This is a genomic window from Pseudomonas sp. C2B4 (genome assembly GCF_013359695.1).
Taxonomy (GTDB): Bacteria; Pseudomonadota; Gammaproteobacteria; order Pseudomonadales; family Pseudomonadaceae; genus Aquipseudomonas.
The window spans coordinates 16,237-37,587 of sequence record NZ_JABFMU010000012.1 but is presented as its reverse complement, the minus strand read 5'-3'; the positions used below and the strand labels follow the sequence as shown (position 1 = coordinate 37,587).

Sequence of the window (21,351 nt, the reverse complement as noted above, 5' to 3'; positions counted from 1 at the left end):
AGCGAGCCTGCTCGCGAAAGCGGTGGATCAGCACACAAGGATGTTGAACTTGCCACCCTCTTCGCGAGCAGGCTCGCTCCCACAGGTTTTGCGCCCGGACCGACACTCGAGCAAGCCCGCTCCCACCCTATAAGAGGCCCCCATGAACAACGCTTTGTCCCAGCTCCAGCCCTACCCGTTCGAGAAGCTCCGCGCCCTGCTCGGCAGCGTCACGCCCAACCCGGACAAGCGTCCCATCGCGTTGTCCATCGGCGAGCCGAAACACCGTTCGCCGAGCTTCGTCGCCGAAGCCCTGGCCAGTAATCTGGAAAAAATGGCGGTGTATCCGACCACCCTCGGTATCCCGGAGCTGCGCGAGGCCATTGCAGCCTGGTGTGAGCGTCGTTTCAACGTCCCGAGCGGCTGGATCGACCCGGCGCGCAACGTGCTGCCGGTCAACGGCACTCGCGAAGCGCTGTTCGCCTTCACCCAGACCGTGGTCAACCGGGGTGACGATGCCCTGGTGGTCAGTCCGAACCCGTTCTACCAGATCTACGAAGGTGCGGCCTTCCTCGCTGGCGCCAAGCCGCATTACCTGCCGTGCCTGGACGAAAACGGTTTCAACCCGGATTTCGACGCAGTCTCGCCAGACATCTGGAAGCGCTGCCAGATCCTGTTCCTGTGCTCGCCGGGCAACCCGACCGGTGCTTTGATCCCGGTCGATACCCTGAAAAAACTAATCGCCCTGGCCGACGAACATGACTTCGTGATTGCCGCGGACGAGTGCTACAGCGAACTGTACTTCGACGAACAAACCCCGCCACCGGGCCTGCTCAGCGCCTGCGCGGAACTGGGCCGCAAGGATTTCAAGCGTTGCGTGGTGTTCCACAGCCTGTCCAAGCGCTCCAACCTGCCGGGCCTGCGTTCCGGTTTTGTCGCCGGCGATGCGGATATCCTCAAGGGCTTCCTGCTCTATCGCACCTACCATGGCTGCGCGATGCCGGTTCAGACGCAACTGGCCAGCGTTGCCGCATGGAATGACGAAGTACATGTGCGAGCCAATCGGGCGCTGTATCGCGAGAAGTTCGACGCCGTACTGGAAATCCTCAGCCCGGTCCTCGACGTACAACGCCCCGATGGCAGCTTCTACCTGTGGCCGAATGTGGCGGGTGATGACGCAGCCTTCTGCCGCGATTTGTTCGAGCAGGAGCATGTGACCGTGGTGCCAGGCTCCTACCTGTCGCGCGACGTGGATGGCGTCAATCCGGGTGCGGGGCGTGTGCGCATGGCGTTGGTTGCGCCGCTGGCCGAGTGCGTGGAAGCCGCGGAGCGGATTCGCGATTTCATCCAGCGCCGTAAATAAACACGGAGCTTTGCAGGAGCGAGCTTGCTCGCGATGGACCAGAGAACAACACGGGACACCAGACAGCCCGCGTTACCGTTGGCGTCCATCGCGAGCAAGCTCGCTCCTACAGGGACAAGCGTTATTTCACCTGCCCAAGCTTGGCCTCGCTCAAATCCAGTTCCGCCAACACCTCACGCAACACGTCATCGCCAACCTGGTGCTGACGGCTGAGGCTGTACAACTCCAGGCGCTGCGCCCGCAGTGCCTTCAAGCGCAACCGCCGCTCCAGCAAGTCCATCTGAAACGCCAGGGCCTGGGCTTCGGCGGAGTCGTTGAACACCTCCAATTGATGGCGATACTCGGACATGATCCGCGCCTTGAGCTCCGCCGCCAGCGCGGCCTGGGTGGCATCCTGCGGATTGACCTCCTCGGTTTCCAGCGAGTGAATGGCCGCTTCGGCCGTCTTGCGCCAAGCGTCACGCACTTCGTTGCGGCGCTTGTCGTCGGGGCTTTTCTCGATGCCGCGCAGCAACAAAGGCAAGGCAATGCAGGCGGCGATCAGCGACAACAGAATCACTCCGGCGGCGATGAAGATCAGCAGGTCGCGCTCGGGAAATGCGCTGCTCCCCAAGAGCATCGGCACCGACATCACACCCGCCAACGTCACCGCGCCTCGCACGCCACCCACCGTCAACAGCCAGCAGGAGCGCGCGCTCGGCACCCGGGTGATCTCATCCTTGCCGCGCCAGCGCCGTACAAAAATGGACAGGCGCCAGATGCTTTGCACCCAGACAAACCGCAACACCAGCAACACCAGGAAAATCAGCGCCACGTCGAAGCAGCGATACAGCAGTGTCGGCCACAACGAATCCTCATGGCTGGCCACGGCCTTGATGATGTCCGGCAATTGCAGACCCAACAGCAGGAAGATCAAGCCGTTGAAGGCAAACTCCAGCAACGACCAGACGCTGCGATTGAGCAGGCGGGTGTTGGTCTGGCGCGGCAACAGATCCAGCCAGCTCTGCATCATCCCCGCCGCCACCGCCGACAGGATGCCCGACGCCCCCACGCGCTCAGCCAGCACGTAGGCGGCAAACGGCAGCAACAACATGAACACGACGTGGGTGGCCGGGTCATCCCAGCCGCGGGCAATCATCCACGAGCGCATGCGCCCGACCAGCCAGCTCAACGCCACGCCAATGGCCAAGCCGCCAACCGCCACCAACACAAACGTCACACTGGCGTTGGCCAGCGAGAACACGCCCGTCACCGCCGCCGCCAGGGCAAACTTGAACGTCACCAGGCCCGAGGCATCATTCATCAGTGCCTCGCCTTGCAGCATGTGCATCAACGGCGTCGGCAAACGGTTCTGGGAGATTGCCGAAACCGCCACGGCGTCGGTTGGCGACAACACCGCTGCCAACGCAAACGCCACCGGCAGCGGGATGCTCGGCAATAACCAGTGAATGAAATAACCCGCACCGACCACGGTGAACAGCACCAAGCCCACCGCCAGCGTGAGGATTGGCCCACGCAAGCGCCAGAATTCGCGTTTAGGCATGCGCCAGCCATCGGAAAACAGCAGCGGCGGCAGGAACAGAAACAGGAACAACTCGGGATCCAGCGCCACATGCAAACCGAGCGTCGGCCAGGCGAGCAAGGCGCCAGCGGCGATTTGCACCAATGGCAACGGCAGGGGGATCACCCGTCCGATCAAGCGCGAAACGCCGACCAACATGAGCATGATCAGGACGGTATAAGCGGTTTGCATAAAGCGGGGTTCCCGGACAATCGACAGCGTTGAAGTGCCATATTAGACGCTTAGACTACGCACGACCCTTGCACCTATGTCGCACACCAGGACAGCACAACCTCCTGTAGGAGCGAGCTCGCTCGCGATGTACTGTAAGACTCCACGGGGTGTCAGGCTGCGCGCATTATCGTTGGCGACCATCGCGAGCAGAGCTCGCTCCTACATGTTTTGTGCCATGACACAACGACAAACCCGACCACAGCCGCCGCGAAACCGTCCGGTCATGGCATAATCCGACACCTTTTTTCTCCAGCACCTGTAAAGGGGGCGATTCCTTGACCGTTTCAAGCAAAACGTTGCACCTTTTCGGCATCAAAGCCTGCGACACCATGAAAAAGGCGCGCACCTGGCTCGATGAACACGCTGTCAGCTATGACTTTCATGATTACAAAGCGGTCGGCATCGACCGTGAACACCTGACCCAATGGTGCGATGAGCACGGCTGGGAAGTGGTGTTGAACCGTGCAGGCACGACCTTTCGCAAGCTCGACGACGAACGCAAAGCCGATCTCGACCAATCGAAAGCCATCGAACTGATGCTCGCACAACCTTCGATGATCAAGCGCCCGGTGCTCGATCTCGGTGACCGAACCCTGATTGGCTTCAAGCCAGACATCTACGCGGCAGCTCTGAAGTAAGCAGCCCGTTTCAATTTGTTAGAGGTATCAACATGTCCACTACCCTGTTCAGCCTGGCCTTTGGTGTCGGCACTCAAAACCGTCAAGGCGCATGGCTGGAAGTGTTCTACGCGCAGCCATTACTCAACCCATCGGCCGAACTGGTCGCTGCCATTGCCCCGATCCTGGGCTACAGCGAAGGCAACCAGGCCATCGCCTTCACCACCGCTCAAGCCTCGCAACTGGCTGAAGCCGTCAAAGGCGTCGACGCGGCCCAGGCTGCATTGCTGACCCGCCTGGCCGAAAGCCACAAGCCGCTGGTCGCCACCCTGCTGGCCGAAGATGCCCAGCTATCGTCGACCCCTGAGGCGTACCTCAAGCTGCACCTGCTGTCCCATCGCCTGGTCAAGCCACACGGCCTGAACCTGGCCGGTATCTTCCCATTGCTGCCGAACGTGGCCTGGACCAGCCAGGGCGCCATCGATCTGGCCGAACTGGCCGAGCACCAACTGGAAGCCCGTCTGCGCGGCGAGCTGCTGGAAGTGTTCTCGGTGGACAAATTCCCTAAAATGACCGACTACGTGGTTCCGGCCGGCGTGCGTATCGCTGACGCCGCACGTCTGCGCCTGGGCGCCTACGTGGGCGAAGGCACCACCGTGATGCACGAAGGCTTCATCAACTTCAACGCCGGCACCGAAGGCCCGGGCATGATCGAAGGCCGCGTATCCGCTGGCGTATTCGTCGGCAAGGGTTCGGACCTGGGCGGCGGCTGCTCGACCATGGGCACCCTGTCGGGCGGCGGCAACATCGTGATCAAGGTCGGCGAAGGCTGCCTGATCGGCGCCAATGCCGGTATCGGTATCCCGTTGGGCGACCGCAATACCGTTGAGTCGGGCCTGTACGTCACCGCTGGCACCAAAGTGGCGCTGCTGGACGAGAAAAACCAGCTGGTCAAAGTCGTGAAGGCCCGTGAACTGGCCGGCCAGACCGACCTGCTGTTCCGTCGCAATTCGGAAACCGGTGCCGTGGAATGCAAAACCCACAAATCGGCCATCGAACTGAACGAAGCGCTGCACGCTCACAACTAAGCGTCGTAGACTCTGTGGGAGCCCCTGTGGCGAGGGGATTCATCCCCGTTCGACTGCGCAGCAGTCGTAAATCCAGCGCTCGCGGTGTATCTGGCACACCGCGCTTGCAGGATTTAGGGCCGCTACGCGACCCAACGGGGATAAATCCCCTCGCCACAAAAGCTCGCTCCTACAGGGAGTCAGGCGTAAAGGCCGAACACCATGATGATTGCCTCCCCCTGGCGCGCCGATTTTCCGGCCATCGCCGCGCTGCAACGGCAAGACCAGACCTATCTGGACAACGCCGCCACCACGCAAAAACCTCAAGCACTGCTGGATGCCCTGGCGCACTACTACGCCAATGGCGCGGCCAATGTGCATCGGGCGCAACACCTGCCCGGCGCCCATGCCACCCAGGCGTTCGAGGACAGCCGCCGCAAAGCCGCGCAATGGCTCAACGCCGGTGACAGTGGGCAGATCATCTTCACCCACGGCGCGACCTCTGCGCTGAACCTCCTGGCCTATGGCCTGGAACCTCTATTCCATCCGGGCGATGAAATTGTCATCAGCGCCCTGGAGCATCACGCCAATCTGCTGCCGTGGCAGCAATTGGCACACCGCCGCGCGCTGAAACTGGTGGTCCTGCCATTGGATGCCGACGGCGTGATCGACCTCGAAGCCGCCACAGGATTGATCGGTCCACGCACGCGACTGCTGGCGGTCAGCCAGTTGTCCAACGTGATCGGCGCCTGGCAACCCCTGCCCGCGCTGCTGACGATGGCCAAGGCGCATAACGCGTTGACCGTGATCGACGGCGCCCAGGGCGTGGTCCATGGCCGGCATGACGTGCAGGCACTGGGGTGTGATTTTTACGTATTTTCCAGCCACAAGCTCTACGGTCCCGATGGCCTGGGCGTGTTGTTCGGACGCCATGAAGCGCTGCAACAGCTGCGCCCCTGGCAGTTCGGCGGCGAGATGGTGCTGGACGCCAACTATCACGACGCACGCTTCCGGCCTGCACCGCTGGGCTTCGAAGCCGGCACGCCGCCGATTTCCAGCGTCATTGGCCTGGGGGCCACCCTGGATTACCTGGCCGGGCTCGACCAGGACGCCGTATCCGCCCACGAAGCGGCGCTGCATGACTATCTGCTCAAGGGCCTGGATGCGCGAAACGGCATCCGCCTGCTGGGCAAGCCGCAAGTGGCACTGGCGAGTTTTACCATCGAGGGTGTACATAATTCGGATCTGGCACACCTGCTGACCGAACAAGGCATTGCGGTGCGCGCCGGTCATCACTGCGCCATGCCGCTGCTCAAAAGCCTGCACCTGGCCGGAGCGATTCGGGTGTCGTTGGCGCTGTACAACGACTCCGAAGACCTGGAGCGGTTCTTTGAAGCGCTGGATCAAGCACTGGAGCTACTGCGATGAGCCTGCCCGCCGAGGCATTGACTGCACTGGAAGCCTTTCAGGAGGCACCCGGCTGGGAACAACGGGCGCGCCTGCTGATGCAGTGGGGCGAACGCCTGCCCGCCTTGAGCGATGTGGACATGTGCGAGGCCAACCGGGTGCATGGCTGTGAAAGCCAGGTGTGGCTGGTGGGCGAGCTGAAGGATGGCCACTGGCAATTCAGGGCCAACAGCGATGCACGCCTGATTCGCGGCCTGGTGGCGTTGCTGCTGGCGCGGGTGAACGGGTTGTCGGCGGCTGAACTCAAGCAGGTGGATTTGGCGGACTGGTTCAATCAGCTGGGGTTGGGACGGCAGTTGTCCCAGTCGCGCAGCAATGGCCTCAATGCCGTATTACAACGAATGAATGAGTTGGCTGGTTAATCGCCTTCGCGAGTAGGCTCGCTCCCACAAGAGAAAGCATTCCAATGTGGGAGCGAGCCTGCTCGCGAAGAGGCCATCAGCAGCAATACTTAAACCTGAGGCTTGACCCGATCCGCGGGCCGTCTCACACCCGCCACAATCTTGTCCACAGCCTTGGTCGCCGCGACCATGCCGAAGGTCGCCGTCACCATCATCACCGCGCCAAAGCCACCGGCGCAGTCAAGCTTCACGCCATCACCGACAAAACTCTTCTGCAAACAGATGCTGCCGTCCGGTTTCGGGTAGCGCAGTTGCTCGGTGGAAAACACGCACGGCACGCTGTAATGGCGGGTCACGGTACGCGAGAAGCCATAGTCGCGGCGCAAGGTGGAGCGAACTTTCGAGGCCAGCGGGTCATTGAACGTGCGGTTGAGGTCGCAGACCTGGATCAACGTCGGGTCGATCTGGCCGCCCGCGCCGCCGGTAGTGATGATCTGGATCTTGCGGCGCTTGCACCAGGCAATCAGCGCCGCTTTCGCGTTGACGCTGTCGATGCAGTCGATCACGCAGTCGATGTTGGGCGTGATGTACTCGGCCATGGTCTCGCGGGTAACGAAATCCGGCACCGCGTGCACCGTGCAGTCCGGGTTGATCCCGCGCAGGCGCTCGGCCATGACCTCGACCTTGGGTTTGCCAACGGTGCTGTCCAGCGCGTGCAACTGACGGTTGGCGTTGCTGACGCAGACGTCATCGAGGTCAAACAGCGAAATCTCGCCGACCCCGCAACGGGCCATGGCTTCCGCCGCCCAGGAACCGACGCCACCCACGCCGACGATCGCCACATGCGCCGCACGCAGGCGCTCGAGCCCTTCGATGCCATACAAGCGGGCAATGCCGGCAAACCGCGGATCTTCTGTACTCATGACCAACACCTCAAAAACCGGCGCGCATTATAGGGCCGTCGGCGTCCAAGAGCATCATTGCGCTATGAATGGACGACTTTCCAGTCTTGATGAAACGACATCGAACGAAGATTCGCCCTACACGCTCTAATGAAAGAACTTAAATCGACTTGGATTGCCCAACGTCCGGCATTTCCCTGTCCGATGTACGTTCAGTGAAGTGCCGGTGTAGGATGCGCGCCCCCGCTCTTGGGCAGCCGACAGCCGATCGTTCCCTCGTTCCACAGCCTCCGGAACCCGAAATAACCATGTCATCGCGTAAATTTGGACTCAACCTGGTGGTGGTGCTCGCCATCGCTGCCTTGTTTACCGGCTTCTGGGCGCTGATCAATCGCCCGGTTACGGCCCCTAACTGGCCTGAACAGATCTCCGGCTTCTCGTATTCGCCGTTTCAGCAGGGTCAATTCCCACAGAAAGAGCAGTACCCGACCGACGACCAGATGCGTCGCGACCTGGAGATCATGAGCAAGCTAACGGACAACATCCGTACTTACTCGGTCGATGGCACGCTGGAGAACATCCCGAAACTGGCGGAAGAATTCGGCCTGCGGGTCACGCTGGGGATCTGGATCAGCCCGGACCAGGAACGCAACGAGCGGGAAATCGCCCGCGCCATCGAACTTGCCAATTCTTCGCGCAGTGTCGTCCGCGTCGTTGTAGGTAACGAAGCCATTTTCCGTAAGGAAATCACCGCTGCCGAACTGAGCGTGATCCTTGATCGCGTCCGCGCCGCTGTGAAAGTGCCGGTGACCACGTCCGAACAGTGGCACGTCTGGGAAGAACACCCGGAACTGGCCAAGCACGTCGACCTGATCGCCGCCCACGTTCTGCCCTATTGGGAATTCATCCCGATGGACAAGGCCGGGCAGTTCGTCCTCGACCGCGCCCGCGACCTGAAGAAGATGTTCCCGAAAAAACCGCTGCTGCTGTCCGAGGTCGGCTGGCCGAGCAATGGCCGCATGCGTGGTGGCGCCGATGCGTCGCCGGCGGACCAGGCGATTTACCTGCGAACCCTGGTCAACAAGCTCAACCGCCAGGGCTTCAACTACTTCGTGATCGAAGCCTTCGACCAACCGTGGAAAGCCAGTGACGAAGGTTCGGTGGGCGCTTACTGGGGCGTGTTCAACGCCGCGCGCCAGCAGAAATTCAACTTCGAAGGTCCGGTGGTCGCCATTCCGCAGTGGCGCGTGCTGGCCATCGGTTCGGTGGTATTGGCGCTGCTGTCGCTGACCTTGCTGATGATCGACGGCTCGGCCCTGCGCCAGCGTGGTCGCACCTTCCTGACCTTTATCGCGTTCCTCTGCGGTTCGGTGCTGGTCTGGATCGGTTATGACTACAGTCAGCAATACAGCACCTGGTTCAGCCTGACGGTGGGCTTCCTGCTCGCCCTCGGCGCCCTCGGGGTCTTTATCGTGTTGCTGACCGAGGCTCACGAACTGGCCGAAGCCGTGTGGATTCACAAGCGCCGCCGGGAATTTCTGCCGGTGGTCGGCGATTCGAACTACCGCCCGAAAGTCTCGATCCACGTGCCGTGCTACAACGAGCCGCCGGAGATGGTCAAACAGACCCTCAACGCCCTGGCCAACCTCGACTATCCGGACTTCGAAGTCCTGATCATCGACAACAACACCAAGGACCCGGCGGTCTGGGAACCGGTGCGCGACTACTGCGAAACCCTCGGCCCGCGCTTCAAGTTCTTCCACGTCGCGCCACTGGCCGGTTTCAAGGGCGGCGCGTTGAATTACCTGATTCCGCACACCGCCAAGGATGCCGAAGTGATCGCGGTGATCGACTCCGATTACTGCGTCCATCCGAACTGGCTCAAGCACATGGTGCCGCACTTCGCCGATCCGAAAATCGCCGTGGTGCAGTCGCCGCAGGACTACCGCGACCAGAACGAAAGCACCTTCAAGAAGCTCTGCTACGCGGAATACAAAGGCTTCTTCCATATCGGCATGGTCACCCGTAACGACCGCGACGCGATCATCCAGCACGGCACCATGACCATGACCCGTCGCTCGGTGCTCGAAGAACTGGGCTGGGCCGACTGGTGCATCTGCGAAGACGCCGAACTGGGCCTGCGCGTGTTCGAGAAAGGCCTGTCGGCGGCGTATTACCACGACAGCTACGGCAAAGGCCTGATGCCCGACACCTTTATCGACTTCAAGAAACAGCGGTTCCGCTGGGCCTATGGCGCGATCCAGATCATCAAGCGTCACACCCGCAGCCTGCTGCGCGGCAAGGACACCGAGCTGACCCGCGGCCAGCGCTACCACTTCCTCGCGGGCTGGTTGCCATGGGTGGCGGACGGCATGAACATCTTCTTCACCGTTGGCGCGCTGTTGTGGTCGGCGGCGATGATCATCGTGCCGCAGCGGGTCGATCCGCCGCTGCTGATTTTCGCGATCCCGCCATTGGCGCTGTTCGTGTTCAAGGTCGGCAAGATCATCTTCCTCTACCGTCGCGCCGTAGGCGTGAACCTGAAGGATGCGTTCTGCGCGGCACTGGCCGGCCTGGCGTTGTCGCACACCATCGCCAAAGCGGTGCTGTACGGCTTCTTCACCAGCAGCATTCCGTTCTTCCGCACGCCGAAGAACGCCGATAACCACGGCTTCTGGGTGGCGATTTCGGAGGCCCGGGAAGAGGTGTTCATCATGCTGTTGCTGTGGGGCGCGGCGCTGGGGATCTTCCTGGTCAACGGTATGCCGAGCAACGACATGCGCTTCTGGGTGACCATGTTGCTGGTGCAGTCGCTGCCGTACCTGGCGGCGCTGATCATGGCGTTCCTCTCCTCCCTGCCGAAACCGACCGCCGAAACCGAAACGGCGCCAGCGGTCTAAATCTTCACCGATCCACTAAACGGCGGCCAATGGTCGCCGTTTTGCTTTAAGATAACCGCCATTTTGCGGGGCTTGCAGCCCAATGGCCGGACCTGACCCCTGTGGGAGCGAGCCTGCTCGCGAAGGCGTTGTAACAATCAACGTTTATGTTGACTGACACACCGCCTTCGCGAGCAGGCTCGCTCCCACAGTGAGTCCGCGCCCACATTCATGATTTTCGGAGTTTTCCATGACGGCCCACGCCGACCTTTCGCCGACCCTCCAACTCGCCATCGACCTGATTCGCCGTCCGTCCGTGACGCCGGTCGACGCCGATTGCCAGAAGCAGATGATGCAGCGCCTGGGCGATGCCGGTTTCATGCTGGAACCGATGCGCATCGAAGATGTGGATAACTTCTGGGCCACCCACGGTAAACACGACGGTCCGGTGCTGTGCTTCGCCGGTCACACCGACGTGGTGCCGACCGGTCCGGTGACCGCCTGGCAGATCGACCCGTTCAACGCCGTGATCGACGAGCACGGCATGCTCTGCGGTCGTGGCGCGGCGGACATGAAAGGCAGCCTGGCGTCCATGACCGTGGCGGCCGAGCGTTTCGTCGCCGACTACCCGGACCACAAGGGCAAGGTCGCCTTCCTGATCACCAGCGACGAAGAAGGCCCGGCGCACCATGGCACCAAGGCAGTGGTTGAACGCCTGGCCGCGCGCAAGGAGCGCCTGGATTGGTGCATCGTCGGCGAACCGTCGAGTACTACCCTGGTCGGTGACGTGGTCAAGAATGGCCGTCGCGGCTCCCTCGGTGCCAAGCTGACCGTACGCGGCGTGCAGGGCCACGTGGCCTATCCGCACCTGGCGAAAAACCCGATCCACCTCGCCGCCCCGGCCCTGGCCGAACTGGCCGCCGAGCACTGGGACCACGGCAACGATTTCTTCCCGCCGACCAGTTTCCAGATCTCCAACGTCAACTCCGGCACCGGCGCGACCAACGTGATTCCGGGTGATCTGGTGGCGGTGTTCAACTTCCGCTTCTCCACCGAGTCCACCGTCGAAGGCCTGCAAAAGCGCGTCGCCGACATCCTCGACAAGCATGACCTGGACTGGCACATCGACTGGGCATTGTCCGGCCTGCCATTCCTCACCGAGCCGGGCGCGCTGCTCGACGCGGTGTCGTCGAGCATCAAGGACATCACCGGCCGTGAAACCAAGGCGTCCACCACCGGCGGCACCTCCGACGGGCGCTTCATCGCGACCATGGGCACACAAGTGGTCGAGCTGGGGCCGGTCAACGCGACCATCCACCAGGTCAACGAGCGCGTGCTGGCGGCCGACCTCGATGTGCTGACCGAAATCTACTACCAGACCCTCGTCAAGTTGCTCGCCTGATGCTCGCTTGCCCGATCTGCAGCGAACCGCTCAACGCGGTGGACAACGGCGTGGCCTGCCCCGCCGGGCATCGTTTCGACCGTGCGCGCCAGGGTTACCTGAACCTTTTGCCGGTGCAGCACAAGAACAGCCGTGATCCCGGGGATAACCAGGCGATGGTCGAAGCCCGTCGCGACTTCCTCAACGCCGGACACTACGCGCCAGTGGCCAGGCGCCTGGCGGAGCTGGCAGCCGGTTACGCGCCGCAGCGCTGGGTCGATATTGGCTGTGGCGAGGGTTACTACACCGCACAAATCGCCGAGGCCCTGCCGGAGGCCGATGGCTATGCGCTGGACATTTCCCGGGAAGCCGTCAAACGCGCCTGCAAACGCAACCCGCGGCTGACCTGGTTGATCGCCAGCATGGCCCGCGTGCCTTTGGCGTCGGGCAGTTGCCAGTTCCTGGCCAGCGTCTTCAGTCCACTGGACTGGAACGAAGCCAAACGCCTGCTCAGCCCCGGCGGCGGCCTGATGAAAGTCGGGCCGACCAGCGGTCACCTGATGGAGCTACGTGAGCGGCTGTACGACGAAGTCCGCGAGTACATCGACGACAAGCATCTGGATCTGATGCCGGAAGGTATGGCACTGGCCCACAGCGAAACCCTGGAATTCAAACTTTCGCTGGCCAGCGGCCAGGACCGGGCGAATCTGCTGGCCATGACGCCCCACGGCTGGCGTGCCAGTGCCGAACGCCGGGCAGCCGTGATCGAGCAGGTCGAGCCCTTCGAGGTCACCATCTCGATGCGCTACGATTATTTCGTACTTCAATAACTTGAAATTTTTGGTCTTGGGCAATGGCTCAAGACCGGCTAAATCCGCGAATGGATTTTTCAGACACGCAGTGAGGACATCCATGCGCCAGCCCGATATCGAGATTTACCTGAAAGACGCCGACGTCGACCATAAAGCCATCTCCACCTGGCTCGGCGCGGCGTTGGGCCCGTGCACCGACTGGGTGCAGAAAGGTCAGACCTACAAGTGCAAGGCCGGCAATGTGCCAGTGACCTGGTTGCCCAAGGCCGTAGGAAAATGGAACAGCCTGTACCTGGAAAGTGACCAGACCCCGTGGGACGACGACATCGCCTGCGCCCGCGCCGCCTTTGCCGCGTTGAACGTCGAAGTGCGTTGCGCACCGGGCAGTTGGGTCGAGGAAGAAGGTGAAGAAACGGCTGATCGCTGGATTCGCATCAGCGCCGATGGTGAAGAAGAAATCACCTGGAAAACGGCTTAACAGCCGTACAACGGACCTGTGGGAGCGGGCTTGCCCGCGATTGCGGTTTGTCAGTCACATCATTGTTGGATGTGCCGCCGCCTTCGCGGGCAAGCCCGCTCCCACAGGTTTTTTCGTGCTATGAAGAGTGGGTTTACAACCCCACCACATCCTCAGCCTGCAACCCCTTCTGCCCTTCCACCACCGCGTACTCGACCTGCTGGCCTTCGGTCAGCGAACGGTGGCCTTCACCGCGAATCGCGCGGTAGTGCACGAACACATCCACCCCGTCCGCGCGCTGAATGAAGCCGTAGCCCTTGGCGTCGTTGAACCACTTCACGTTGCCGGTTTCACGTGTTGCCATCTGTTCATACTCCCTTTTTATTATTGATCGGGCTTTTCGCAGGAAAGCCTCGGAACGTCAGCCTGCACATGCCGGCCCCTGAGGGGCGACGGCGACAGAGCGCCGAGTATATGTCAGACGTTTAATCTCTCAATAGCACTTTGATTGCCGCTTTTTTGCCGATTTTCGATGAATACGGCACACTAACGACCGCCCGAGCAATTGCTCGGTTTTCATTCACTCATGCAGATGCCGTATGACCCGTTCCCCGCTCCGCCGTCTTGTGTTTGGCACCCTGCGTCGACTGTTGTACCTCTGGGTTCGCTCGGAGACGATCAACCAGTCGTCGTTCACCCTCAACCTCGACCGCAGTCGTCCGGTGTTCTACGTCCTGCAAAACCCTTCGCTGACCGACCTCGCCGTGGTCGACACCGAATGCAGCAAGGCCGGCCTGCCACGTCCGGTGTTGCCGGTATCGGTGGGCAACCTGCTGGAACCGGCGGCGTTTTTCTACCTGACACCGGACCCGGACTGGCTCGGTCGTCAGGACAAGCGCGGCGCCCCGCCAACCCTGACCCGCCTGGTCAGCGCCCTGAGCCAGAACGCTGCCGAAGACGCGCAGATCATTCCGGTCAGCGTGTTCTGGGGTCAGTCGCCGGACAGCGAAAACAGTCCGTGGAAACTGCTGTTCGCCGACAGTTGGGCGGTCACCGGGCGCCTGCGCCGCTTGCTGAGCGTCATCGTGCTGGGGCGCAAGACCCGCGTGCAGTTCTCCGCGCCGATTCACCTGCGCGAGCTGATCGAGCACAACAAGGGCCACGAGCGCACCGTGCGCATGGCCCAGCGCATCCTGCGGGTGCACTTTCGCAACCTCAAAGCCGCCGTCATCGGCCCGGACATCTCCCACCGACGCAACCTGGTCAAGGGCCTGGTCAACCAGCCACTGGTCAAGCAGGCGATCCTCGACGAAGCCGAACGCGAAAACATCGCCCCGGAGAAAGCCAAGGCCCAGGCCTTGCGCTACGGCAACGAGATCGCCTCGGACTACACCTACACCGCGATCCGCTTCATGGAAGTGGTGCTGAGCTGGTTCTGGAACAAGATCTACGACGGTATCAAGGTCAACAACATCGAAGGCGTGCAGAAGGTCGCCCCGGGTTACGAAGTGATCTACGTACCTTGCCACCGCAGCCACATCGACTACCTGCTGCTGTCCTACCTGCTGTTCCGCAACGGCCTGACCCCGCCGCACATCGCCGCCGGGATCAACCTGAACATGCCGGGGATCGGCGGCCTGCTGCGTCGCGGCGGTGCGTTCTTCATGCGCCGTACCTTCAAGGGCAACCCGCTGTACACCTCGGTATTCAACGAATACCTGCACACCCTGTTCACCAAGGGCTTTCCGGTGGAGTACTTCGTCGAAGGCGGACGCTCGCGCACCGGGCGCATGCTGCAACCGAAAACCGGGATGCTGGCGATCACCTTGCGCAGCTATCTGCGCTCCTCGCGCACGCCGATCGTGTTTGTGCCGGTGTACATCGGCTACGAACGCGTACTGGAAGGCCGCACCTACCTCGGCGAACTGCGCGGGGCGAGCAAGAAGAAAGAATCGATCTTCGATATTTTCAAAGTCATCGGCGCCCTCAAACAGCGTTTTGGTCAGGTGGCGGTGAACTTCGGCGAACCGATCAAGCTGGCCGAATTCCTCGACAGCGAACAACCGGACTGGCGCAAACAGGAACTCGGCCCGCAGTTCAAGCCGGCCTGGCTCAACGAAACCACCAACCGCCTCGGCGAGAAAGTCGCGCAGCACTTGAACGAAGCGGCGGCGATCAACCCGGTCAACCTGGTGGCCCTGGCGCTGCTGTCCACCAGCCGCCTGGCGCTGGACGATCGCGCCATGTCCCGGGTGCTCGACCTGTACCTGGCGCTGTTGCGCAAGGTGCCGTACTCGCCGCACACCACGCTGCCCGAGGGCAATGGTCGCGCGTTGATCGAGCACGTCAAGGACATGGACCTGCTGTCCGAGCAGAGTGACGCGCTGGGCAAGATTCTCTATCTGGACGAGCAGAACGCCGTCCTGATGACCTATTACCGCAACAACGTGCTGCACATCTTCGCGCTGCCGGCGCTGTTGGCGAGCTTCTTCCAGAGCGCCTCGCGCATGAGCCGCGAACAGATCCTGCGTTATACCCGCGCGCTGTACCCGTACCTGCAGGCCGAGCTGTTCATTCGCTGGTCGCTCGACGAGCTGGATGGCGTGATCGATCAATGGCTGGAGGCGTTCGTCGAGCAAGGCCTGCTGCGCTTCGAGAACGACGTCTACCTGCGCCCGGCGCCAAGCTCGCGGCATTTCGTGCTGTTGACGCTGCTGTCAAAAAGCATCGCCCAGACGCTGCAACGCTTCTACATGACCGTTTCCCTGCTGCTCAACAGCGGCCAGAACAGCATCAGCGCCGAAGAACTGGAAGACCTGTGCACCGTCATGGCCCAGCGCCTGTCGATCCTGCATGGCCTGAATGCCCCGGAGTTCTTCGACAAGAGCCTGTTCCGCCACTTCATCCAGACTATGCTGGATCTCGAGGTGCTCAAGCGCGACGAGGCCGGCAAGCTGGGTTATCACGAACTGCTCGGCGAACTGGCCGAGGGCGCGGCCAAACGGGTGCTGCCGGCTGATATTCGCCTGTCGATCCAGCAGGTAGCGGTGCATCGCAGTGAAGATGCCGCCGACCAACCCGCCACACAACCCGCAAACTGATGTAAAACCTGTGGGAGCGAGCCTGCTCGCGAAGAGGCCGTATCAGTCGACTTTAATGGCGGCTGACACGCCGCCTTCGCGAGCAGGCTCGCTCCCACATGAGAAGGAGATCTGCAATGAAAAAACTCTCTCTATTGGCCATGACCGTACTGCTGGGCGCCTGCCAGTCGATGCAGCCTGCAGCAAAAGCCAGCCTCGATGGCGAAGTCTTCTACCTGCAACGCATCGCGCTGCCGCCGAACGCGGTCCTCAGCGTCAGCCTGCAAGACATCTCACTGGCCGATGCTCCGGCCAAAGTCATCGACGAACAACGCGGCCCGGTCAAAGGCCAGGTGCCGTTGCCCTTTCACCTGAGCTACGACCCGACGCAGATCGAGCCCAATCACCGTTATTCAATCAACGCGCGCATTGAAGTCGATGGCAAACTGCTGTTCATTACCACCGAGAATCACGCCGTGCGCCTGGACGGCTCCGACCCACAGCCTGTGAAGGTCCGCGTCGACGCGGTCCGCTAGAGCTGATTGAAATAAGTGTCTTTTTGAAAAAGGAAGTTGCCATGCTCCGCCCTACCCTCCGCTTCGCCGGCCTGTGCGCAGGTTTGATGATCTGTGCCAGCGCCATGGCGCTGTCCCTCAGCGACCTGTCGCAAAAAGACGCCACCGGCGGTCTCAAGGACGCCCTGACCCAAGGCGCGCAACTGGCCGTGAAACAACTCGGCACCCCGGGCGGATTCAGCAACAACCCGGACGTGAAAATCGAATTGCCCGGCAAACTGGGCAAGGTCGCCAGCAAAATGAAACAGTTCGGCATGGGCGACCAAGTCGATCAACTGGAAACCAGCATGAACAAAGCGGCGGAAACCGCTGTCGTCCAGGCCCAGCCAATCCTCGTCGATGCCGTGAAAAAAATGACGGTAGACGATGCCAAGGGCATCCTCAGCGGCGGCAACGACTCGGCCACCCAGTACCTGAACAAAACCAGCCGCGAACAGATCCGCGCCAAGTTCCTGCCGATCGTCAAGCAAGCCACCGACCAGGTCGGCCTGGCCAAGCAATACAACGCCTTCGCCGGCCAAGCCGCGACCATGGGCGTGATCGATGCCAAGAGCGCCAACATCGAAAACTACGTCACCGAACAGGCGCTCAATGGCTTGTTCGAAATGATCGGCAAACAGGAAGAAGCCATTCGCAAGGATCCGGCGGCTGCAGCGACCAGTTTGGCGAAGAAGGTCTTCGGCACGCTCTAAGCTTCACCGCAAAACCAGTGGGAGCAAAGCTTGCTCGCGATGGCCACACCTCGGTTTGACTGATAGAACAACTTTCAAGCGCTTGAAAAAAGCCCGCTGACTTTCAGAAAGTCAGCGGGCTTTTTTGTTAGGCCTATTTCGGCAGATCGATCTGATCCAGCACGCGGTTCACCGATAGTTGCGCCAGCACAATCATCTGCTGAATACCGAGCACCAGATTGCACGCCGGGCCGGTCAGAATGGAGGACAACTCGGTGGCCATGACATTGGCTGAAGCGAGGGTTTCATGGGCATGGACAAGCAGGGTTTCAGAATTGACGCCGGGGTGAATCGTGAAGATTGGACACGGGCGGTAAGTGGTTTTTGCCTGTGGGTCAGCGGGAGCAGATTCTGGAGGGTTCATGGACTCGTTGTTCATGGTGCAACTCCTTGAGACTGGAGCGCCCGATACCATTTTTAGATCCGGCGCTTGTTAGCACCTAACAAAAATTCGGGCTTGCAGTCCCGGTCGCTGAATTGGCAGCGACGGACACAGGCTAGTGATCGAGGTTCCTAGGGACAACCTGAAAGTGTTGTGGGAAGGTTCTGAAGATTTGATTGAGCGATAAACATCATTGGCTGCGAGGCCGTCTTCGCGAGCAGGCTCGCTCCCACAATTGGACCGTGTACAACCGGGAGAGATTGGTCGGCTGTCAGGCCGCCATCGCAGGCAAGCCAGCTCCCACAGAGGGTTGGTGGTTGCCGCAAATTTCAGCTTCGGCACCGGCCTACTGTGGGAGCGAGCCTGCTCGCGAACGCGTCGGGTCAATCAACACTGGTGCTGAATGTGCCACCGTCATCGCGAGCAAGCTTTGCTCCTACAAGCTGTTTGGTCAGACCGGCTCTTTCTTGACCCTGAACCAAGCCGCATACAAAGCCGGCAAGAACAACAGCGTCAACGCCGTCGCCACAATCAAGCCCCCCATGATCGCCACCGCCATCGGCCCGAAGAACACACTGCGCGACAACGGAATCATCGCCAGAACCGCCGCAAGCGCCGTCAACACAATCGGCCTGAACCGCCGCACCGTGGCCTCGATGATCGCCTGCCAAGGCTTCAACCCGGCAGCAATATCCTGCTCGATCTGGTCCACCAGAATCACCGAGTTGCGCATGATCATCCCCGACAAGGCAATGGTCCCGAGCATGGCCACGAAACCAAACGGCTGGCGGAAGACCATCAGGAACAGCGTCACCCCGATCAGGCCCAACGGCGCCGTCAGGAACACCATCGCCGTGCGTGAGAAACTGCGCAGTTGCAGCATCAGCAACGTCAATACGACCACGATGAACAGCGGCACGCCGGCCTTCACCGAGTTCTGCCCGCGGGCGGAATCCTCCACGGTGCCACCGACATCCAGCAAATAGCCGTCCGGCAATTCGGCGCGGATCGGGTCGAGGGTCGGCATGATTTGCTGCACCAGGGTCGCCGGTTGTTCCTTGCCGTAAATGTCGGCACGGACGGTCACGTTGGGCAGGCGGTTGCGGTGCCAGATCACGCCTTCTTCGAAGCCGTATTCCAGCGTCGCGATTTGCGACAGGGCGACGCTGCGACCGTTGTCGGTCGGTACCGACAGGCTTGGCAGCAACGACAACTCGGTACGTTCATGCACGGTGCCGCGCAGCAGGATCTCGATCAACTCATTGTCTTCGCGATACTGACTGACGCTGGAACCGGTCAGCGAGCTTTGCAGGAACTTCGACAGGTTCGCCGTGCTCACGCCCAATGCCCGGGCGCGGTCCTGATCGACGTTCAGGTACACGACCTTGCTAGGTTCTTCCCAATCCAGATGGACGTTGGCCACGTGCGGGTTTTCACGAACCTTGGCCGCGACTTTGCGGGCCAGCGCGCGGACTTCTTCGATGTGCTCACCGGTCACCCGGAACTGCACTGGATAACCAACCGGCGGACCGTTTTCCAGGCGCGTGACCCGCGAGCGCAGGGCCGGGAATTGTTCGTTGAGGGTTTCGATCAGCCAGGTGCGCAGGGTTTCACGCTCCTCGATGGTTTTGGCCAGCACCACGAATTGGGCGAAGCTGGGTGCGGGAAGTTGTTGATCCAGCGGCAGGTAAAAACGCGGTGAACCGGTGCCGACATAGGCCACGTAATTATCGATCCCTGCCTTGTCCTTGAGCAGCGCTTCGAGGCGCTTGACCTCTTCGGCGGTGTTGCTCAGAGAGGCGCCTTCGGCCAGTTTCAGATCAACCATCAATTCCAGCCGGCCCGACGCCGGGAAAAATTGCTGCGGTACAAAGCGGAACAGGACCACAGAGGCGATGAACAGAATCACCGTCGCCGCAATCACCGTCTTGCGCCGACGCACGCACCACTCCACCACGCGCCGGACCCGCTGATAAAACGGCGTGCCGTAAGGGTCAGGCTGATCGGGTCCGTGCTTGGCCGCATGAATTTTCGCCAGATCCGGCAGGAGTTTTTCCCCGAGGTACGGCACAAACACCACCGCCGCCACCCAGGACGCCAAGAGCGCGATGGTCACTACCTGGAAGATCGAGCGGGTGTATTCGCCGGTGCCCGATTGCGCGGTGGCGATCGGCAGGAAGCCGGCGGCGGTGATCAGCGTGCCGGTGAGCATCGGGAACGCGGTGCTGGTCCAGGCATAGCTCGCCGCTTTGATCCGGTCGAAGCCTTGCTCCATTTTGATCGCCATCATTTCCACGGCGATGATCGCATCGTCCACCAGCAAACCCAGCGCCAGTACCAACGCACCGAGCGAGATCTTGTGCAGGCCGATGCCGAGGTAATACATGCTGGCGAAAGTCATGGCCAACACCAGCGGGATCGCCAGGGCGACCACCATGCCAGTGCGCACACCAAGGGAGAAAAAGCTCACCAGCAACACAATTGCCAGCGCTTCCACCAATACCTGGACAAACTCGCCGACCCCGGTTTTCACCGCCGCCGGTTGATCGGAGACCTTACGCAGCTGCATGCCGGCCGGAAGGTTTTTCTGGATACGGGCGAACTCGATTTCCAGGGCCTTGCCCAGTACCAGAATGTCGCCGCCGTCCTTCATGGCCACGGCCAGACCGATGGCGTCTTCAGCCATGAAGCGCATGCGCGGCGCCGGTGGATCGTTGAAACCACGGCGCACATCAGCCACATCGGAGATGCGGAAGGTGCGATCCCCGACCCGGATCGGAAAGTTTTTTATCTCATCGACGGTCTGAAAATTCCCCGAGACCCGTAGCTGCAATCGCTCGCTGCTGGTTTCGAAGAAGCCGGCGGTGGATACCGCATTCTGCTCTTCAAGCGCCTGCTGGACAGCCGCCAGGGGCAAACCGAGGGTCGCGAGTTTGACGTTGGACAGTTCGATCCAGATCTTTTCGTCCTGCAGGCCGAGCAGGTCGACCTTGCCCACGTCCTTGACCCGTTGCAGCTGGATCTGGATGCGGTCGGCGTAATCCTTCAGCACGGCGTAATCGAAACCGTCGCCGGTCAATGCGTAGATATTGCCGAACGTGGTGCCGAATTCATCGTTGAAGAACGGCCCCTGAATGCCCGGCGGCAAGGTGTGGCGAATGTCGCTGACCTTCTTGCGCACCTGATACCAGAGCTCCGGGATGTCCACCGAATGCATGGAATCGCGGGCAATGAACGTCACCTGGGATTCACCGGGGCGGGAGAACGACACGATGCGCTCGTACTCGCCGGTTTCCATCAGCTTCTTTTCGATGCGCTCGGTAACCTGGCGCGAAACTTCCTCCGCCGTGGCGCCCGGCCAGTTGGTGCGGATCACCATGGCTTTGAAGGTGAACGGCGGATCTTCGCTTTGGCCAAGCTTGGTGTAGGAAAGCGCGCCGACGATAGCCAGCAGTAGCATCAGGAACAGTACGATCTGGCGGTTACGCAACGCCCATTCGGAAAGATTGAAGCCCATCGGGGA

At 61.2% G+C, this 21,351-nt stretch carries 17 protein-coding genes; 12 read left to right on the top strand and 5 right to left on the bottom strand.

Going from position 1 to position 21,351, the window contains the following annotated elements; genetic code table 11:
- Window positions 1-142: 142 nt before the first annotated feature.
- Window positions 143-1,342, top strand: coding sequence for a succinyldiaminopimelate transaminase (gene dapC / locus HNQ83_RS11060; protein ID WP_175388984.1), 1,200 nt, complete (start codon window positions 143-145; stop codon window positions 1,340-1,342).
- A 121-nt stretch (window positions 1,343-1,463) separates the two neighbouring features.
- On the opposite strand, the gene HNQ83_RS11055 is transcribed toward dapC, so the two are convergent.
- Window positions 1,464-3,095 carry a Na+/H+ antiporter gene (locus HNQ83_RS11055; RefSeq protein ID WP_175388983.1) on the bottom strand — a complete coding sequence of 544 codons (1,632 nt, stop codon included), beginning with the start codon at window positions 3,093-3,095 and terminating at the stop codon, window positions 1,464-1,466.
- Between the two features lie 317 nt (window positions 3,096-3,412).
- Between HNQ83_RS11055 and HNQ83_RS11050 the strand changes: the two genes are divergently transcribed.
- The 4 genes from HNQ83_RS11050 to HNQ83_RS11035 all read left to right on the top strand — a co-directional run bounded on the left by HNQ83_RS11050 (window position 3,413) and on the right by HNQ83_RS11035 (window position 6,650).
- Complete coding sequence (locus HNQ83_RS11050) at window positions 3,413-3,775, top strand: ArsC family reductase (RefSeq protein WP_175388982.1); 363 nt, start codon at window positions 3,413-3,415, stop codon at window positions 3,773-3,775.
- 32 nt (window positions 3,776-3,807) lie between these two features.
- Window positions 3,808-4,842, top strand: a complete 1,035-nt coding sequence (dapD, locus tag HNQ83_RS11045) for a 2,3,4,5-tetrahydropyridine-2,6-dicarboxylate N-succinyltransferase (protein ID WP_175388981.1) — start codon at window positions 3,808-3,810, stop codon at window positions 4,840-4,842.
- 201 nt (window positions 4,843-5,043) lie between these two features.
- A complete protein-coding gene (locus tag HNQ83_RS11040; protein WP_175388980.1) occupies window positions 5,044-6,249 on the top strand; it encodes an aminotransferase class V-fold PLP-dependent enzyme in 1,206 nt (401 codons plus the stop codon).
- Window positions 6,246-6,650: a SufE family protein gene (locus HNQ83_RS11035; protein ID WP_175388979.1), complete on the top strand. Its 405-nt coding sequence runs from the start codon at window positions 6,246-6,248 to the stop codon at window positions 6,648-6,650. Before HNQ83_RS11040 ends, HNQ83_RS11035 begins: the two co-directional genes overlap by 4 nt.
- A gap of 89 nt (window positions 6,651-6,739) precedes the next feature.
- Here the strand turns inward: HNQ83_RS11035 and tcdA are convergent, their stop codons facing one another.
- On the bottom strand, window positions 6,740-7,552 hold the full coding sequence (gene tcdA / locus HNQ83_RS11030) for a tRNA cyclic N6-threonylcarbamoyladenosine(37) synthase TcdA (protein ID WP_372241893.1): 813 nt from the start codon (window positions 7,550-7,552) through the stop codon (window positions 6,740-6,742).
- 287 nt (window positions 7,553-7,839) lie between these two features.
- Here tcdA and HNQ83_RS11025 point away from each other — a divergent pair, with 287 nt between their 5' ends.
- From HNQ83_RS11025 to HNQ83_RS11010, 4 genes are all read left to right on the top strand, one after another.
- On the top strand, window positions 7,840-10,431 hold the full coding sequence (locus HNQ83_RS11025) for a glycosyltransferase (protein WP_175388978.1): 2,592 nt from the start codon (window positions 7,840-7,842) through the stop codon (window positions 10,429-10,431).
- 229 nt (window positions 10,432-10,660) lie between these two features.
- Window positions 10,661-11,812 (top strand): succinyl-diaminopimelate desuccinylase, encoded by a 1,152-nt coding sequence (gene dapE, locus HNQ83_RS11020; RefSeq protein ID WP_175388977.1) that lies wholly within the window; start codon window positions 10,661-10,663, stop codon window positions 11,810-11,812.
- Window positions 11,812-12,621, top strand: a complete 810-nt coding sequence (locus tag HNQ83_RS11015; RefSeq protein ID WP_175388976.1) for a putative RNA methyltransferase — start codon at window positions 11,812-11,814, stop codon at window positions 12,619-12,621. The genes dapE and HNQ83_RS11015 overlap by 1 nt, the downstream gene beginning before the upstream one ends.
- Before the next feature lie 82 nt (window positions 12,622-12,703).
- Entirely contained in the window at window positions 12,704-13,081 is a 378-nt protein-coding gene (locus HNQ83_RS11010; RefSeq protein ID WP_008019569.1) for a hypothetical protein, read from the top strand.
- A 133-nt stretch (window positions 13,082-13,214) separates the two neighbouring features.
- Here the strand turns inward: HNQ83_RS11010 and HNQ83_RS11005 are convergent, their stop codons facing one another.
- Window positions 13,215-13,424 carry a cold shock domain-containing protein gene (locus tag HNQ83_RS11005; protein WP_019647794.1) on the bottom strand — a complete coding sequence of 70 codons (210 nt, stop codon included), beginning with the start codon at window positions 13,422-13,424 and terminating at the stop codon, window positions 13,215-13,217.
- A gap of 235 nt (window positions 13,425-13,659) precedes the next feature.
- Between HNQ83_RS11005 and plsB the strand changes: the two genes are divergently transcribed.
- The 3 genes from plsB to HNQ83_RS10990 all read left to right on the top strand — a co-directional run bounded on the left by plsB (window position 13,660) and on the right by HNQ83_RS10990 (window position 17,407).
- A complete protein-coding gene (gene plsB / locus HNQ83_RS11000; protein ID WP_175388975.1) occupies window positions 13,660-16,161 on the top strand; it encodes a glycerol-3-phosphate 1-O-acyltransferase PlsB in 2,502 nt (833 codons plus the stop codon).
- Window positions 16,162-16,277: 116 nt separating this feature from the next.
- Window positions 16,278-16,676, top strand: a complete 399-nt coding sequence (locus HNQ83_RS10995; protein ID WP_175388974.1) for a YbaY family lipoprotein — start codon at window positions 16,278-16,280, stop codon at window positions 16,674-16,676.
- A gap of 41 nt (window positions 16,677-16,717) precedes the next feature.
- Complete coding sequence (locus tag HNQ83_RS10990; protein WP_175388973.1) at window positions 16,718-17,407, top strand: DUF4197 domain-containing protein; 690 nt, start codon at window positions 16,718-16,720, stop codon at window positions 17,405-17,407.
- Between the two features lie 133 nt (window positions 17,408-17,540).
- Here HNQ83_RS10990 and HNQ83_RS10985 read toward each other — a convergent pair whose 3' ends face one another.
- Together HNQ83_RS10985 and HNQ83_RS10980 are read right to left on the bottom strand one after the other, a co-directional pair.
- The gene (locus tag HNQ83_RS10985; protein ID WP_175388972.1) at window positions 17,541-17,825 is read right to left on the bottom strand and encodes a DUF6124 family protein; all 285 of its coding nucleotides are present in this window, start codon (window positions 17,823-17,825) and stop codon (window positions 17,541-17,543) included.
- A gap of 454 nt (window positions 17,826-18,279) precedes the next feature.
- Entirely contained in the window at window positions 18,280-21,345 is a 3,066-nt protein-coding gene (locus HNQ83_RS10980) for an efflux RND transporter permease subunit (RefSeq protein WP_175388971.1), read from the bottom strand.
- Between the last annotated feature and the right edge of the window lie 6 nt (window positions 21,346-21,351).